Genomic DNA, 17,255 nt, shown 5'->3' with positions numbered 1-17,255 from the left:
TCTGGCGATTGCGCCATATGCGCTTTGCTAAAAGACGGCTCGCGATCGACACGAAATTGGCGGTCCCGGCCGCGGCGCCGTCTTCCTCAACTACACGAGAAACTCGCCGCCGAGTTCACATCCCCGCCCTTGAAGCGCGCAACCTGCGGATAGGGACACAGCGGCCGCGTACGTCCGGACCCCCAGTCCGCCGGCACTTCGCTGTTCGGAATCGCGTTGCCCGCATCACGCGCAGTGGCGATCACGCTGTCCGGCGCCTTTCCTTGTTCGACCCAGGCGATCATCGGCGTGAGCATGTCAAACTGGTCCGCAGTCGGTCCGCCCGAGCAGTGATTCATGCCCGCTACCGTGTAGAGACGCGCGAAGTTGCTCGCATCGCCGCCGTTCGCCGTCATGAGGCGCTGGTACCAGTCGGTCGTGTCGTTTGACGAAAACACCGGGTCGCTCGTGCCGTGATACACCATCAGCTTCGCACCGCGCGCTTTCAACGCGCTGAGACTCGTCTCGTCAGGTGGTGTCATGAACGACCACGATGCCTCGGCGTATACGCCGCTCGTCGCGAAGATTTTCGGCGCATCGCTGTCCATGCTGAAGTTGAGCGCGTATGACGACAACTGCGAGATCATCGATGCGCTTTGCGGCGGCGTCGTGAACGTGAAGGCTGCGGCTGCGGGATCGAGCGTGATCGAATTGGTCTGCTTCCACAAGGCCCAGTTCGCACCGCTGATGCCGGCGTCGTACGGAAAGCTCGCGTAGAGCGCCATACCCGCACTGTTGCGCGCACCGGAGAACACATTGCCGATCGCGTCCTTTTGCGCATTCGTGAGGCAGGAGCCGTCGCGCACATTCCCCGAGCAGGTCGGCACGTCGTTGACGAGGCTGAAGTTTGCCTGACACGCCTTGATGTCCTGCACCATGCCGTCGGTGGCGCCATCCAGTGCATCGCACTTCGCAATGATTCGCGATGCAACCATTTGCCGTTCCGCCGTGGTGAGGCCGGTCTTGATGTCGGGCAGTCCGCTCGCCGTGTTGGCGGTCGCAACTTTCGCGAACTGCTGCGCACCCCACATCTCGCCGATAGCAGCCTTCGGCAGATGAAAGCCCGGATCACCCGCGATGATGCCGTCATACTCCGCCGACGAGCGCGCCGCCGCCACCATCGCGTGCCGGCCGCCGTTCGAACAGCCGTCGAAATAGCTGCGGTCGGGCGTCTTGCCGTAAGCGGTCTTGATGACCTGCTTCGCCATCGGCGTGAGGGTGGCAACCGCGTTATAGCCGTAGTCGATCCGCGCCTGAGGATCGAGACCGAACAGCGGGTTCTGCGACGACGAATGGCCCGCGTCCGAACTGATGACGGCGAAGCCCATGTTGAGGGCATCGTTGAGTGGGCCGCCGCCGCCGATCTCGCCGGTCGCGGTCAACACGTTCCCGTCGAGTCCTCCGTTCGCCTGATAGAAGAAGCGCCCGTTCCATATGATCGGCAGACGCATCTCGAAGCCGATCGCGTAGGTCTTGCCGTCGACCGTGCTCACCCGCTGATTCATTTTCCCTTCGATCACGCAGTGTTCTGCGATCGATTTGCCCGCGACCTTGAGCGTTCCGGCGGGCACGTCCTGCACCGAGATGAACGTTGTGTTCGCGAAGGAGAGCTTCGCGGCGAGCGCGTCGCAGCTTCCCGGGAGATTCGCGGCCGTCGCCGCGCTGAGTTGCGGAAGCGACGATGAAGTGTTGTCCGAACCGCCGCATGCGGCGAGTGCCGTCGAAGCCAGTATCGCGATTGCAGTCTTGTTCATGTCATGTCTCCTAGAACATGTGCCGTACGCCAACCATCGCACCCGTCTGTCCCACGCCGGCAGCGGGGGTCGTGCCGCCTCCGCCGCCGCTCACCGAATAGCGCGCCTTCGCGCTGTTGGATAGGTAAGAGGCCTGCGCATAGACGGCCGTACGTTTGCTCAAGAGGTAGGTGGTGCGCAGCGTGCCCATCGTGGCGCGTGAGTCGTGATCGCCGTTGACGATCCGGTACACCTCGCCGTCTACGAGAAACGCAGGCGTGACGAAATACGAAGCGCCGACGAAGAACAGGTTCGAGCGCACGTTGGGCACTGCGGGAGATTCGGTGACGACTCGTCGGCCCAGCCAGCCCAGGCCGAGCATTGCGCCTGCGTACTGCGCGTAGGCGCTGACGTGCGTGCGCGCATCCTTGTCGGCTGCGTTGGTGAGCGGCGTGGGTGCGACGCCGTCGAAAAAGTTGGCGGCTGCGGTGGCGCCCCCGCGCTCTTCTTCATACGATGCAGCTAAGCCGAAGTAGGGTGCGTCGTACTTGAGCATCACCGACCAGTCCCGACATTCCGTGGCATGCCCGGGCACCGAGCCTGTACACGTTCCCTGTCCCGGCGAGTTGCCTGTGCCGCCCGCGTCACGGCCGAACGAGTAGCCCGCGCCCAGCGTCACGCCCTTGTAAGCGCCGATATAAGTCACCGAATTGTCGGCGCGTGCGTTCGGCACATATGCGTCGAGCGAGCCCAGGCCATAGATGTCCGGTCCGATGATGTCGGCGCCCATCAGCGCGAGATAGGTCATCGTGTACTGGCGGCCGAACGCGACGGTTCCATACGGGCTCTTTACGCCGACGAACGCCTGTCGCCCGAAGAGACGCCCGCCCTGGCCCAGGGTGCCGTCGCGCACGTTGAAGCCGCTTTCCAGCGTGAAGACGGCACTGTAGCCCCCGCCAAGGTCCTCGACACCGCGCAGGCCCCAGCGCGATGGCAACTCGCCGGTGACAGCCGGCATGCGGAACAGGTGGTCGCCGGCCGCATTAGCATGCGAGACGTACTCGATGCCTGTATCGACGATTCCGTACAGCGTGACGCTCGATTGCGCCGATACCGCCGCGCTCGCAAGACCGAATGCGCCTCCCAGCAGCAGGCGTGTGGATGTTTTCATTGCGGATGTCTCCAGACCGTTGTGTACGTTTATGTTTTTGAAGTGCCTCAGTCCGTTGCGCGCGGACGCCGCATCAGCAGCAAGGCGGCGAGCGCTGCGATCAGCGTGACCGGGATGCTCGCGCCGATCACGACCGACGAGCTGCGACCCATCGCGAGCAACTGGCCCGCAGCGAGCGGCCCCACGACCGACCCGACGCGTCCCACCGCCACCGCGGCGCCGACGCCCGTGCCGCGCATCGCAGTCGGATAGAACGCGGCGGACAGCGCATAGAGCACCGATTGCCCCCCGATCACGAACATGCCCGCAAAGAACGCCGATGCCGCGAGCGCGCCGAAGCCGGGTGCCATCGACAGGGCAGCGAGCGACGCGATGATCCCGATGTACATGCCCGACACCACGACGCCTCCGCGCAGACGGTCCATCAACATCCCGATGCAAAGCGCGCCGAGGCCGCCGCCGATGTTGAAGAAGATCTGCACGTAGCCGACCTCAGGGCGCGATAGTCCACGCGCGGCCATCAGCGAGGGCAGCCAGTTGAGCAGGAAATAGAGGACGATCAGCGTGCAGAAATAGCTGATCCAGATTTGCAGCGTCGACAGTCCACGGCTTGCGCCAAACAGGACCTCGCTGACCGGTGCCGGCTTGACGCTTGCGCCATGCGACGCCTTGCTGAACGCCTTCGACTCCGGCAGGTACGCGAAGAGCAGCGGCACCAGCACCAGCGGTCCGGCACCGCCGACATAGAAGATATGGCGCCAGTCCGTATCGCCCATGCTGACGATGCCGATCATCGAGGCGATCACGCCGCCGAACGGAATGCCGCAATACATCACGCTCACCGCGGTGTTGCGCGCCTTGGAAGAAACCGCTTCCGATGACAGCGCGATGAGGTTGGGCAATGCGCCCCCGAGACCGATGCCGGTCAACACGCGCACCAGCACGAGCATGTTGAAGCTGCTGACGAGCGCGGTCGCGATCGACAGCAGACCGAAGATGCATGCCGAGAGAATCAGCACGCGCTTGCGTCCGATGCGATCGGCGAGACGGCCGCCGAACATCGCGCCGGGCAGAAGTCCGAAGGTACCCGCGCTGAAAGCGAGGCCCATCTGCGCCACCGACAAGCCGAACTCGCGCGCCATGCGCGGCGCGGCGACACCGACCGACTGCAGGTCAAGCCCTTCAAGCAGGGCGATCGCAAAACAAAGACTCAAGGTCACAACGGCGCCCGATCGCGCGATGGGTTGCGTCGTCATGCCGTCTCCTGGCACTGCTGTTCTTGTGGTTTTCATATGAGTCACCTGATTGTTGTGTCGAATGCTGCGGATGCCCTTAAAGTCCAGAAAATATCAGGCAACCTGATATAAAGGTCAAACAAAAGCGCGCTCGCGAGGAACGCGCATGCTGACGGCAACGATGACAACGCCCGGAGGTCCGAACGGTAAAGGCCAAATCCGGTGTGCGCCGGTGCAGGCTATTTAATATCAGGCGACCTGACAATACAAGGCAAACTTCTTGAGTAGATACCCTAGCCGGAATCGTCTCGCGTTCGAGGGTTTTCACTGACGAGGGGCCGCTTGTTTATCAGGCAGCTTGATAATACACTTTGTCTCAGGCTACCTGATATTAACTCTGTGTCAGGTTACTCGAACTCAACGCAGTCGGACGGCATTTCAGTCTATACGAGCGCGAACGCTCAGGAGCAACCAACATGACAAGTTACGAGGGCAAGTGGAAGACGGTCGACGTCAAGGTCGAGGCAGGCATTGCGTGGGTGACGTTCAATCGTCCCGAGAAGCGCAATGCAATGAGCCCGACGCTCAACAGCGAGATGATCCAGGTGCTGGAGACGCTGGAGCTCGACGCCGACGCTCGCGTGCTGGTGCTGACCGGCGCCGGCGACGCGTGGACTGCCGGCATGGACCTGAAGGAATACTTCCGCGAAATCGATGCAGGGCCCGAGATCCTGCAGGAAAAGATTCGTCGCGACGCGTGCCAGTGGCAGTGGAAGCTGCTGCGCATGTATGCCAAGCCGACCATCGCCATGGTCAACGGCTGGTGCTTTGGCGGTGGCTTCTCGCCGCTCGTCGCATGCGACCTCGCGATCGCGGCCGACGAAGCGGTGTTCGGCCTTTCGGAGATCAACTGGGGCATCCCTCCGGGCAACCTGGTCAGCAAGGCGATGGCCGATACTGTCGGACATCGTCAGGCGCTGCACTACATCATGACGGGCGATACCTTCACCGGACCGGAAGCGGCCGCGATGGGTCTCGTGAACAAGAGCGTGCCGCGCGCGCAACTGCGCGAAGAAACCATTGCGCTGGCGGCCAAGCTGCTGGAAAAGAATCCGGTGGTGCTGCGTGCTGCGAAGCATGGCTTCAAGCGTTGCCGCGAACTCACGTGGGAACAGAACGAGGACTACCTGTACGCCAAGCTCGATCAGGCACAGTTGCGCGACCCGGAACATGGCCGCGAGCAGGGGCTCAAGCAGTTCCTCGACGAGAAATCGATCAAGCCCGGTCTGCAGGCATACAAGCGCGCGGATTGAGCTAACGGCAACACGACAATAGACAGCTTTGCATGGGGCCAGAGTACGGCGCCGACGCCACTCTGGTCGAAAAAGGAGACGGTAATCGTGAGCGAAGTAAGCATGTTGATCGGCGGCGCGGATCGTGCTGCATCGAATGGCGCGACGTTCGAGCGCATGAACCCGGTGACTGGCACGGTCGCTTCGCGCGCCCCGGCGGCCACGCTCGCCGACGCCGACGGGGCCGTCGATGCGGCCGCTGCCGCGTTTCCCGCATGGTCGGCGATGAAGCCCACCGAGCGCCGCGCGCGCTTATTGAAGGCGGCCGACATCATGGATGCGCGCACCGCCGAGTTCATCGCGACGGGCGTCCCCGAGACCGGGGCGATGGCGAACTGGTATGGCTTCAACGTGCATCTCGCTGCGAACATGCTGCGCGAGGCGGCCGCGATGACGACGCAGATCGACGGCAGCGTCATCCCCACCGATACTCCCGGCAACATGGCGCTCGCCGTGCGCCAGCCGTGCGGTGTGGTGCTCGGCATCGCGCCTTGGAACGCACCGGTGATTCTCGGCACGCGCGCACTCGCGATGCCGCTCGCGTGCGGCAACACGGTAGTGCTCAAGGCATCGGAGGCGTGTCCGGCGGTGCATCGGCTGATCGGTACCGTGCTGCAGGAAGCGGGTCTCGGCGATGGAGTCGTGAATGTCGTGACCAACGCGCCTGAAGATGCAGCCGCAATCGTCGAGCGGCTGATCGCGCATCCGGCCGTGCGTCGCGTGAACTTCACTGGCTCGACGCACGTCGGCCGGATCATCGCGATGCATGCGGCGAAGCATCTGAAGCCGGTGCTGCTCGAACTGGGCGGGAAGGCGCCGGTGCTGGTGCTCGAAGACGCCGATGTCGACGCCGCCGTCGATGCCATCGCGTTCGGCGCGTTCTTCAACCAGGGGCAGATCTGCATGTCGACGGAACGTGTGATCGCGCATCGCAGTATTGCGGGTCGACTGGTCGAGAAGCTCGCCGCGAAAGCGCGCAAACTGGTCGCGACTTCGCCGACGGACGATGGCGCCGTGCTCGGTGCACTTGTGAACGCGCAGGCGGCGCAGCGCGTCGCGGCGCTCGTCGAGGACGCGCGCCGCCAGGGCGCCACGATACTCGCGGGCGGTGCGGTGAACGGCGCGATCATGCAGCCGACCATCGTCGATGGCGTGCACTCGGGGATGAAGCTGTATGCGGAGGAATCGTTCGCGCCGGTGGTCACGGTGCAGCGCGTCGATACTGACGACGAAGCCGTGCAGGTCGCCAACGACAGCGAGTTCGGATTGTCGGCGGCGGTCTTCAGTCGCGACATCGCGCGGGCATTGAACGTAGCGAAGCGCGTGGAATCGGGCATTTGCCACATCAACGGCCCGACCGTGCACGACGAAGCGCAGATGCCATTCGGAGGCGTGAAGGGCAGCGGATACGGACGCTTCGGCAGCAAGGCGTCGATTGCCGAATTCACCGATCTGCGCTGGATCACGATCCAGACCGGCCCGCGTCACTATCCAGTTTAAGCCCGCGATCTGGAGCGCGCCTCTTGTGGGCGAAAGAAAAGTTAAAGGCATCCATCCAGCACACGGAGGGCTTGCGCTCGCCGTAGCGGCCGCGCGAGCGAGCCATACAGGAGACAAAACAGGTGAATTACGAGCCTACGCAATCCAGTGTCGCCACCTCGGCGCGCGAGACGTCTGTGCCTTACCGGCCCGTCACCATCGGGTCGGCAGAGCCGGTCGTTCGAAAAGAGGGCGATGCCTGGTACATGCGATCGATACAGTCGATCGGCGCGCATCCAAAGCGTCTGACCGACCGGCTCGTCAGCGGTGCCGAAGCGCATCCTGACCGCTGGCTTGTCGCGCGTCGCGGAGACGATGGCGAATGCGTGGGCATCAGCTATGCGCAGATGCTCGCGCGTGCCCGATCCATCGGCCAGGCCCTGCTCGATCGCGGGCTGTCGGCGGAGCGGCCCGTCGTCATCCTGTCGGGCAACGATCTCGAACACATGCAGGTCGCACTTGGCGCGATGTGGGCGGGCATTCCGTATGCGCCCATTTCGCCCGCGTACTCGCTCGTGTCGAGCGACTACGGCAAGCTGCGTCATGCGATCGAACTGCTGAAGCCAGGCCTCGTGTTCGCCACCGATGGCGCGGCATTCGGCGCTGCCATGAATGCGGTCGTGCCGAATGAAGTGGAAGTGGTGACGGCCGACGGTTGCGGCGAGCGTCGCTCCACGGCGCTTTCCGAACTCCTGAACACGATTCCGGCGACCGTAGACGCGGCCCATGCAGCGATCGAACCCGATGCGATCGCCAAGTTTCTCTTCACCTCCGGTTCGACGCGGCTCCCGAAGGCCGTGCCGACGACGCATCGCATGCTCTGCAGCAATCAGCAGATGCTGCTCGAAACGTTTCCCGAGTTTGCCGTCGAACCACCGGTGCTCGTCGACTGGCTGCCATGGAACCACACGTTCGGCGGCAGCCATAACGTGGGCATTGCGCTCTACAACGGCGGCACGCTCTATATCGACGACGGCAAGCCGGTCGGCAAGAAGTTCGACGAAACGCTGCGCAACTTACGCGAGATCGCGCCGACCATCTATTTCAACGTGCCGAAGGGCTGGGAGGAACTGGCGAGCGCGCTCGAAACCGATGCGCAGCTTCGCGAAACGTTCTTCTCGCGCGTGAAGGTCTATTTCTTCGCGGGCGCAGGGCTCTCGCAGGCGGCGTGGGACCGCCTGGAACGTGTCACCGAAAAGTATTGCGGCGAACGCATTCGCATAATGGCCGGACTGGGCATGACCGAAACCTCGCCTTCCTGTCTCTTCACGACCGGCACGATCATGCGCGCCGGTTACGTCGGACTTCCCGCGCCGGGCTGCGAGGTGAAGCTCGTGCCTGTCGCCGGGAAACTGGAGGCGCGCTTTCGCGGCCCGCACGTGATGGCCGGCTACTGGCGCATGAACGACGCTGCCGCGGCCGATTCGTTCGACGAAGAGGGCTACTACTGCAGCGGCGACGCGGTGAGGTTCGTTGACCCGCGCAAGCCCGAACTCGGATTGATGTTCGATGGACGCATCGCCGAGGACTTCAAGCTGAGTTCAGGCACGTTCGTGAGCGTCGGGCCGATGCGCGCTCGCGTGATATCCGAAGGTGCGCCGTATGTGCAGGATGTCGTCGTAACCGGCCTGAACCGGGATGACGTGGGCGCGCTCGTATTTCCGCGGCTCGACGACTGCCGCAGACTCGCGTCGTTGCCGGCCATCGCGAGCGCGCAGGAGATCGTCGAGGCGCCCGCCGTGCGTGCGTTTTTCGCCGATTTGCTGGTTCGGCTCAATCGCGAATCCACCGGCGGCGCGACGACGATCGCCCGCTTGCGCCTGCTCGATGTCGCGCCGTCGCTCGATCTGGGCGAAATCACCGACAAGGGTTCGATCAACCAGCGCGCGGTGCTGACCCATCGGGCGGAACTCGTCGAAGCGATGCACGACGCCCGGCGCAACGATCCGCTGGTGATCTACGCCACGACGCGCGGCAACTGACGTGTCGACGTGCAAGTCGCGCAGGCCGCCGACGAGCCAACCGACGCGGTAACATTGCTCCTTTCACGCGAGCGACAGACCGAGGCGATGACCAGCAAAGCCGCAAAGAAGACGACCGGCGCCACCGCAACCCGTCCCCGGGCGGCATCGACGGGGCGCAAGAGCGCAGCCCGGCCGCGCCTGACTTATCTGATCGGCAGCCTGGACAGGATCCTGCGCCGCAAGATGACCGAGGCGCTCGCGCCACTGGGGCTGACGCTTGCGCAGTTCACCGCGCTGTCCGTACTCGATGCGCGCGGGCAGGCGTCGAACGCGGAGCTTGCCGAACGGTCGTTCATCACTCCCCAGTCCGCCAACGAAGTGATGAGCGTGATGGCCTCCCGAAACTGGATCACGCGCGAGCCCGATCCGAATCACGGCCGCATCGTCGTGCTGAAATTGACAGACGACGGACGCGAAGTGCTGCGGCGATGCATGGAAACCGTACGCGTCATCGAACAGCAGATGCTCACAGGCATCGATCCGGTCAACGCAACGACAGTACAGACGCATCTCGAACTGTTCGTTCGCAACCTGCGCGGATAAACGGCCTCGTCGAAGAATCGTCGAGCAAGCAGTCTGCGTTTCCCTTCTGATATCCGATACCGTCGTCGACAACGCCGCAGAGCGTAGTCGACCACTGACGCGCATGCAACATCGACACAAGCCGGCGACGAAATCGAATTGCAGGCCATCGCGCGCGTCTTGGGCGCGCATGCGACGCAGGGACTTTTCGTTTCAAGGGCCGCAGTAATGGCGAGCGCCTGATCGATGACTCTTGCGGCGGTGCCCGCGTCGAGGGGTGCTACCCTTCGCAGCGTTCTTGCGTTCGCAATGTGGTGAGCAGGTGGTGTAAAACCCGCTCGGCCGGATACGCGTATCCAGGCCGAGCGCCAGGCAAGCGACTTCGGCATCAAACCGGATTCGCGGCGACGAAGCTTTTGAACGCGCTGTAGGCAGGGTTCTTCGTTACGCCATCCCCCTGGATCAGCCCGTAGTTCGGATCGATCAGGCAGTACATCATGATGCACTGGATGTTGTACTTGTCCTTGATGGACTTGTACTGCGTCATGGCCTTCGTCACGTAGGCGGCGGCCGAATCGGGCGTGTCCAGCGAGCCGGACCAGCCGAACTCCGTCAGCCAGATCGGCTTGCCGAACGAGTCCTTCAGCACCTGCGGGATGTCGACTGCCGCCGAGCCGCCCGCATACAGGATGTCGTACGAACTCTTGTACCAGTGATACATAGTGATGTCCCAGCGCACGAGCGCCGCACCGCCGACACCGTTCACCGTGCCGTCCGGCGAGATGCCGTTCCACAGCATCTGCAGCGCGCGATAAGCCATCGGAATGCCGACGTTGACGCCGACCTGGATCGTCGGATCGATCGCCTTTACGCCGTCGATCATGCCGCGGATCACGCCACGGAACGACGGCCAGTAGGCGGGGCTCCAGTCGGCAGTCGAGGCGCCATTGCCGCCGATCTTCAGCGCGACATCGCATTCGTTGCCGCATTCGACGTACTTCACGAGGCCCTTCAACGGCTTCGTGCAGTTGACGCCGAGGTTATAGCCGAGCGTATAGGCCGCGGCTTCGGTGCTGGTGATGTCCCAGCCAGCGGATATCGGGTTGAGGACCGGCAGGATCTGCACGCCGCTGGTCCTGAACGGACCGTTAAGCGCGTCGGCGAGCACTTGAGACATACCGGCGCCTGCGGTGTCGCATCGATAGATGCCGGCGCCGAGATCCTGCAGCAAGGCGAGTTGCGCGGCCGATGTGGTCGTCTTGTAGATGCCGCTGTTGTAGGCCATGTGGCCGTTCATGCCGTAGAAGAACGGAACCGGGTCGGCCTTCGGGCGCGGGTCGTTCGCTCCGAGCGACGTCCATGGGCTGCCGTTCTTGTACCAGGTGCCGTCGGCGTTCTGCGCATAGACGACGCCGCCGTACCAGAGGATCAGCGTCAGCGGCTTGGCCGATCCGGTCGCAACCGACGTGCCGTTTTTCGTCACGCGATTGCTGACGAGCGTCCAGGTATTGCCGGCGCTGTCGACAATGGACGTTGCCGACGGAATCATCGTGCCGTCCGGCGATGCTGTCGTGGCGGCCTTCGAAACGCCCGCGATGTCGACGGCGTCGTCTGCGATTCCACCTCCGCCGCATGCGGCCAAGGCGGATGAACCCGCGCCGGCCATCAGAAAGGAAAGAAATTTCCGACGGGTGAATTGAGCGTCGAAAGAATCGGCCGAAGCAGAAGCGGTATTTATTGCTTCTGTCTTGTTACGTTTGGTATCAGTCATGGGTAGAAAGTACTGGATTGGGATGCGACGCATTATATCCAGCGGAGATCTACCGGCTTTACGGCTTTCGAAAACCTTAAAAAATAGCAAAATTACCATTTATAGCTATTTGTCTTATGAAACTAACTGTTACATTTGTTACCTGTTGAAAGTAAATTGTCCTTCTTTAACGTGATGTCGCGTCAGAATTCGGTATTTGATGCTTGTTGATCGTTTGCTAATTTCGATGTTGCTCAAATTCCGAGGGTTTTGATCTCCGATCGGGCGGCCGGTGATTACTTCGCACCAATTGCCCCCGCTAATGCCTGAGGGTTCTTGCTATTTTTGTTGGGGTTTAGCGAAGCCATTTCGGAGAGTCTGGCGAGCCCGAGTGCGGCGAAATGCCTTCGCATGCACCGGCTGTTAATCGGGCGATTGGAAGAAATAGCCTCGTCACGCATATCGCATCGACGCTGGGCGAGTGCGGTATCCAGGGGCTGTGTTACGGGTGTAAGAGGAATTTCCTGCTTCGGCCTAAAGCGGCGAAGTTGCCAAGGAGATTTACGGCGTTGTCGACATCAAGGAACAAGCTGATGGTGCCGACGGAAGAGAATTGATGTCCGGTTCCTGTATCCGGATTTCAAGCATCCGCTAACAGGTCGGTGTTGGTCGGCCAGAGGTCACGGTCGTCGGGCAGTCCTCGACTGACCGAACCCTGCATCGATAGCGTTTCGACGGCCGCTTGAGGGCGATGACCGCCTTAAGATGCGGGCCCTGTCAACGATGGATGATGACTACGTGCGCTTGGATCTTTCCGTCGACCGGTCCAAATCGCTCTGCGATTGCAGTGGCACACGCCGACGTAGCTTCGTCCATATTTGCGCCAGAACGGGCCGCAATCTCATCCTTTAAGGGCGTTCCCTGGCAATAGGCGAAAGCAGGCACGCGAGCCGACGCCGCGCGACTGCGCGCCGCAACCGTCTCGAAGTGTGGCGCCGCGCTGAAGCCCGCATCTGCCAGGTCCCGTGAAATCAGTTTTAAGTCGAAATAGCCGTGCGGCGTGCGCGTCAGGAAGAGTGGCGGATCTGCGGGGAAGAGACCGGCAAGTGCGGCCGTGACGGTATGGGCGAACTCGTTTTCCTCGATGCGATCCCAGACATTGAACAACAGCACGCCGCCATGTCGAAGTACACGCCGGGCTTCGGAAAATGCTCGTGTCTTGTCCGGAAAGAACATCACCCCGAACTGGCAGACGACGATGTCGAAACTCGCATCGTCGAACGGTAGCCGAGTAGCGTCTGCCTGTTGCCAGTTCACCGGTCTTGGGGTGCCGACTGCCGCGGCACGATCCAACATCGGCTGGTTCAGGTCAGTGGCAATCAGGTCGACGTGTTTGGGTAGTGCATGCGCCATCGCGCGGCTCACTACGCCGGTACCGGCCGCGGTTTCCAGCACGCGCAACGGATGGCGCGCGGATACTCGCTTGGCGAGATCTGCGGCATAGGGTTCGAAGATCAGCGGAACAAGCTGACTGTCATAGACTTCCGCGATCGAGCCGGTGAAGCGAGTGTAGCTATCATTGTTGTCCATGGGCCTCCTTGCTTGTCCAACAATCTTAGGCGCAGCGGGACAGCTTGAACAGTCATGTTGCGAGGAGTTCGCGCTACAGAACGTAAAGCCAGGCGAGCAGCGTGACGACTGAAAAGAGCGTAGTCATCGAGATCACTGCGCCCACTACGGTCTTTTCGACGTCGTATTCAACCGCGAGCACGTACGCGCTCTTGGCGGTGGGCACGGCAGAGCACACGACGGCTGCGACGCTCGCAGTCCGGTCGAGGTCTGCCGCAAGGCAAAGCGCGTAGACAACGAGCGGCATGATGGCCAGCTTGAGCACGGTCAGCATCGCATAGAGACCCAGGCGTTCGCGCAGTTCGGCGATTGTCAGATCAAGTCCAATTGCGAACAGCGCACATGGCGTCAACGCTTCTCCGAGCATCGTGAGAGTCGAAGCGACTGGTCCGGGCAGCCCCGAACCGAGGATCGACCAAAGCAATCCGAAAATCGTGGCGAGGATGACGGGATTGGTGGCGATCTGCCGCATGAGCGCCGCCGTCCGTATGTTGCGCGACGCGTCGTATCGCCCGATCTCGAGCAGCAGAACCAGTATCGGAAACATGATGCCGCCGACGAATACGGTCGCAATCGCCGCCGCGAGCACCCCCGGCTTGCCGAAAAGCGTCTTCAATATGGGGAGCGCAACGAATCCGGTGTTAGTCATCGACACGGCAGCGGCCAGCATTGCGCTCTTTCCGACGCCCTCGCGGCATGCGATTCGCACAAAGATCATTACCGCCGCAAAGCAGATCATGGAACCGCCGCCGAACGCAGCAAGAAAGCGCCAGTCAAGAAGCGCGTGAAGCGACTCGTCGGCGATCGTCAGGAAGACCAGGGCGGGCATCGCCACGTAATAGGCAAAGCGCATCAGTGGCGCGGCCAGCGCGCGCGGTATATAGCCGGAGGCGCCGGCAAGCCATCCCGCTAGGATGATGACAAAGATCGGAAGTATGGTACCGGCGAGATGCATAGTGACTTCCCGTTGCGAGGGGACCCAGGCGCATCAACGCTCCTCCCTGGCTGGGCGTCATTATCGGGCAAAATCTGGCGCGAAGTCGCAGATTGATTTTCCATTGAGACCGGGCGACCAACCCTCGTATTTCTCGCGAAGGAAATGAGTCGAAGTCCGTCAAAGCAACGAACGAAGAAGCCGTCGCTGCCTTGGTCCGGTCTTGCGACTGGTGCGCTCTGCCGCGCGACGAAGACACTGGCGACGCTACTACAATAGCCACCGTGCAAAGAGCCTGACGTTCGATTTGCCTGACCAATCGGCCGGCCTTGAACAGCGTGACAACATCGGTTGCCTGTACCAGGAGAGTCCATGTTCGACAAGATCTTGCGTATCGAAGGTGGACCGGACTGGCGCCACGTCTACGTCTACACGGACAGTTGGCCCGTCGCGATCATTCTGGTGGCCTGCTTGCTGCTGGCGATCATGATGGCGAGTGCGATCTGCTACTACGTGACACGCTCGGTCATGTTGATAATCGTCGGTCGGCTCGCGCGCAAGAAAGGACGCAAGTGGCTCGTGGCCGCCGAGCGCCATCGGGTGTTTCACCGGCTCGCTCCGCTCGTGCCCGCCGGGATCGTCTATGCGTCAGCGCCGCTGCTCTCCAGTCTCACGTTCCCGCTAATCGCCGCGCTCGGACGGCCATTGGCCATCCTCGCGGCCTGTTACATGGTCTATACGCTGCTGCGCGCAGCGCTCGCGTTGCGTGACAGCATCGAGGAGCGCTACAGTCACTTTCCGTCCGCAAGCGAGAGGCCGATCAAGAGCTTCTTGCAGATCGCCACCATCGTGGCTTATCTGATCGCGCTGATCGCGGTCGTCTCGCTGCTGCTGGAGCGTTCTCCCGTCTATCTCCTCACAGGCCTTAGCGCCGTCACGGCGCTTCTCATCATCATCTTTCGTGACTCGCTGCTCGGCTTCGTGGCCAGCATCCAGCTCGCGGCCTACGATATGCTGCGCGTGGGCGACTGGATCGAGGTGCCTGGATTCGTCGCCGACGGCACCGTGATCGACATCGCGCTGAACACGATCAAGGTACGCAACTTCGACAACACAATTGTGATGTTGCCGAGCCAGCTCCTTCTGACCAACAGCGTGAAAAACTGGCGCGGCATGACCGAGTCGGGCGGCCGGCGCCTTCGGCACGCGATTCATTTCGACGCCGACACCGTCCGCTTTCCTGACGAAGCGCTGCTCGCACGACTGCACGACGTTATCCAACGCCCGCTCGCGGCGCCCGAAGGCGAACTCCGCACGAACCTTGGCCTGTATCGGCTCTACCTGAGCGCGTATTTCAGGGATCATCTGGCAGTGCGGCGTGACATGCCGCTCGTGATCCGCCAAGTGCAGTCCAGGGAGCCGGTCGTCGCACTGGAGATCTGCCTCTATGTCGACGAGATACGTTGGGAACCCTACGAGAACCTGCAGTCGGACATGCTCGACCACGCTTATGGAGTCGTACCGCTTTTCGGCCTGCGCTGCTGGCAGCGAGATCGCGCGCCGTTTCCAACGCTGTAACGACGACGCTCAGTGCGTTTGGGAATGCTGTAGCCGTGCCACGGGACGAGCGCACCCGGGAAGCTGAGGCCGACCAGCGCTTGCTGCGTCGCGGCGGGAAAGCAGCTATTGCGACGCGTTGCTCAACGCCTTCCAGACGACCTTCGTCGCCGTACGAAACGCGACAGCGTCGGGCGCGTTGCGCCCCGAACGGCGCAGGAAGACGATCAACCCTTGCCAGTGCGAATAGATGAGCGCGCCACGCAGACGGCACTCGTCGCGCGCGAGCGCCGGATTGATCTCCGCGACGAGCTTGCTGAATACCTCCTGGAAATCGCCGCTGACCTTCACCATCAGGTCCCGCACCGACTCCTGATGCTCGGCAAGGCACCAGACCTCGAGCGCGAACGGGCTGACGACGTTGTCTGGACCTGTCAGGGCGTCGAACGTTTCGTCGAGCAGCGCTTCGAGGCGAGCTTCGGGCGTCCGCTGCACGTCGTCGGCGAGCAGGCGGAACCGTCCGAGATAGCGCTTGCCCATTTCCTCGATCGTCGATTGCAGCAGCGACTCCCGGCTGCCGAAATAGTGCTGCAGCGTGCTGAGACGCACCCCCGCGTCCGCCGCGACGCGACGCTGGGTGAAACCGGCGTTGCCCTCACGCGCAAAGACGCGAATCGCGACCTCGAGAATCTCGGGGACGCGAGTCGTCCGGTTGCCGCGCTGCTTCGACACGACCTTCGCGTCCTTTCCGCTGATTTCCTCGGACGTGATGCTCATGAGTTCCATGTGGCTCTATCCCTTGCGAAAGCGAATGTGTCAGGCGAGCTGCCCGCGTAGAGGCAATTTTCGCTGACATCAAGATCCGAATGTTGGTCACATAACCTAATTATATAGGTCAATTCGGAGCGTGATGCCAGATCCAAACATAAACTGCCCGTGAAAACGCCGGTATAAGCGCGTATACCCTATCTCAGATTAACTTGATAGTTGGTCAAGTGACCACTAATATTTGGTCAACGGACCCAGAAATCAGTTTTGCCTCGAACCTGAGATCCGGCGAGTTATCAGCCGCGGCCAACGCCCGGCAGACAGGGAGTATCGAGATGAACACGCATACAAGCTCATTGCATCGCCTGGTGGATAAATGGCTCGGCCCGACGCAGGCCACACCTGCACGAGTCATCCGCGTGACGCGAAAGGGCGCGCACTCGACTCGCTGTGTCCGCGTCGAAGTGGAACGCCATTCCGGGCTGCTTGCCGTCCTGTTCTTCCGGCACGAGGACGGAACGTGGTGCGTTTTTCCGCCAACCAGTAATCGCCCGTCTATGAACGCGTTCCGCTTCGCGGCGTAAGCATTCCGGGCGGATCTTGTCAGCGCCGCGTTCTGAGGTATCGCTGGAGCACCTCCTCGTCTGCCGCGAACCCTACGCAGTTGCCCAGATGACAGGCCGAGGAAAGATAGACCAGCACGTCGAACACCGGGCGAGCCGCCGATCGGACCGGACGGTACAGCAGCCTGCGCAAGCGCGCGGCAAATGACTGTTCTCGATGGCAAGTGCTCATGTCGTCCCCCGGCTGGCTGGGTAGTAAGGAAGCGTCGTTCGATGAACTTTGCATCGCAGTCGTCGCTCACGCTGCCCCGGATTTACCCGTCCTTGACAGTCGGATTCGAACGTAGCAGTATCGTGTCAAAGGTTCATCCAATGAAATTAACGAGGATCAATTGTTGGTTCATTGGAAAGCCTGGTTCGAACTCGATCAACGGCGACA

General features: G+C 61.9%; 12 protein-coding genes and 1 pseudogene. 6 read left to right on the top strand and 7 right to left on the bottom strand.

Annotation, left to right across the window (positions count from 1 at the left end):
- Positions 1-86: 86 nt before the first annotated feature.
- From AWB81_RS13050 to mhpT, 3 genes are read right to left on the bottom strand one after another with little or no spacing between them, the layout of a single operon-like run.
- Positions 87-1,793: a tannase/feruloyl esterase family alpha/beta hydrolase gene (locus AWB81_RS13050; protein ID WP_062635879.1), complete on the bottom strand. Its 1,707-nt coding sequence runs from the start codon at positions 1,791-1,793 to the stop codon at positions 87-89.
- 10 nt (positions 1,794-1,803) lie between these two features.
- Complete coding sequence (locus AWB81_RS13045; RefSeq protein WP_062635877.1) at positions 1,804-2,943, bottom strand: porin; 1,140 nt, start codon at positions 2,941-2,943, stop codon at positions 1,804-1,806.
- A 47-nt stretch (positions 2,944-2,990) separates the two neighbouring features.
- Positions 2,991-4,199 (bottom strand): 3-(3-hydroxy-phenyl)propionate transporter MhpT, encoded by a 1,209-nt coding sequence (gene mhpT / locus AWB81_RS13040; protein WP_062635875.1) that lies wholly within the window; start codon positions 4,197-4,199, stop codon positions 2,991-2,993.
- A gap of 455 nt (positions 4,200-4,654) precedes the next feature.
- On the opposite strand from mhpT, the gene AWB81_RS13035 reads away from it, so the two are divergent.
- The 5 genes and pseudogenes from AWB81_RS13035 to AWB81_RS48745 form a co-directional block, all read left to right on the top strand.
- Positions 4,655-5,491 carry a p-hydroxycinnamoyl CoA hydratase/lyase gene (locus tag AWB81_RS13035; RefSeq protein WP_062635872.1) on the top strand — a complete coding sequence of 279 codons (837 nt, stop codon included), beginning with the start codon at positions 4,655-4,657 and terminating at the stop codon, positions 5,489-5,491.
- A 102-nt stretch (positions 5,492-5,593) separates the two neighbouring features.
- Positions 5,594-7,030: an aldehyde dehydrogenase gene (locus tag AWB81_RS13030; protein ID WP_374730486.1), complete on the top strand. Its 1,437-nt coding sequence runs from the start codon at positions 5,594-5,596 to the stop codon at positions 7,028-7,030.
- 122 nt (positions 7,031-7,152) lie between these two features.
- Entirely contained in the window at positions 7,153-9,051 is a 1,899-nt protein-coding gene (locus tag AWB81_RS13025; protein ID WP_062635868.1) for a feruloyl-CoA synthase, read from the top strand.
- 87 nt (positions 9,052-9,138) lie between these two features.
- Positions 9,139-9,636 carry a MarR family winged helix-turn-helix transcriptional regulator gene (locus AWB81_RS13020; RefSeq protein ID WP_062635953.1) on the top strand — a complete coding sequence of 166 codons (498 nt, stop codon included), beginning with the start codon at positions 9,139-9,141 and terminating at the stop codon, positions 9,634-9,636.
- Between the two features lie 108 nt (positions 9,637-9,744).
- A pseudogene (locus AWB81_RS48745) lies at positions 9,745-9,858 on the top strand (hypothetical protein); the annotation flags it as partial.
- 145 nt (positions 9,859-10,003) lie between these two features.
- On the opposite strand, the gene AWB81_RS13010 reads toward AWB81_RS48745, so the two are convergent.
- The 3 genes from AWB81_RS13010 to AWB81_RS13000 form a co-directional block, all read right to left on the bottom strand.
- Positions 10,004-11,164, bottom strand: coding sequence for a hypothetical protein (locus AWB81_RS13010; RefSeq protein WP_101635783.1), 1,161 nt, complete (start codon positions 11,162-11,164; stop codon positions 10,004-10,006).
- 978 nt (positions 11,165-12,142) lie between these two features.
- Entirely contained in the window at positions 12,143-12,955 is an 813-nt protein-coding gene (locus AWB81_RS13005) for a class I SAM-dependent methyltransferase (RefSeq protein WP_062635864.1), read from the bottom strand.
- Positions 12,956-13,028: 73 nt separating this feature from the next.
- The gene (locus AWB81_RS13000; RefSeq protein WP_062635862.1) at positions 13,029-13,949 is read right to left on the bottom strand and encodes an AEC family transporter; all 921 of its coding nucleotides are present in this window, start codon (positions 13,947-13,949) and stop codon (positions 13,029-13,031) included.
- Between the two features lie 351 nt (positions 13,950-14,300).
- Between AWB81_RS13000 and AWB81_RS12995 the strand changes: the two genes are divergently transcribed.
- Complete coding sequence (locus tag AWB81_RS12995) at positions 14,301-15,506, top strand: mechanosensitive ion channel family protein (RefSeq protein WP_062635860.1); 1,206 nt, start codon at positions 14,301-14,303, stop codon at positions 15,504-15,506.
- A 105-nt stretch (positions 15,507-15,611) separates the two neighbouring features.
- Here the strand turns inward: AWB81_RS12995 and AWB81_RS12990 are convergent, their stop codons facing one another.
- A complete protein-coding gene (locus tag AWB81_RS12990; RefSeq protein ID WP_062635858.1) occupies positions 15,612-16,271 on the bottom strand; it encodes a TetR/AcrR family transcriptional regulator in 660 nt (219 codons plus the stop codon).
- Positions 16,272-17,255 lie beyond the last annotated feature (984 nt).

The sequence above is a fragment of the Caballeronia arationis genome (assembly GCF_001544975.2).
GTDB classification, from domain to species: Bacteria; Pseudomonadota; Gammaproteobacteria; order Burkholderiales; family Burkholderiaceae; genus Caballeronia; species Caballeronia arationis.
The sequence above is the reverse complement of the archived record's forward strand: the minus strand, read 5'-3'. Positions and strand labels throughout refer to the sequence as shown.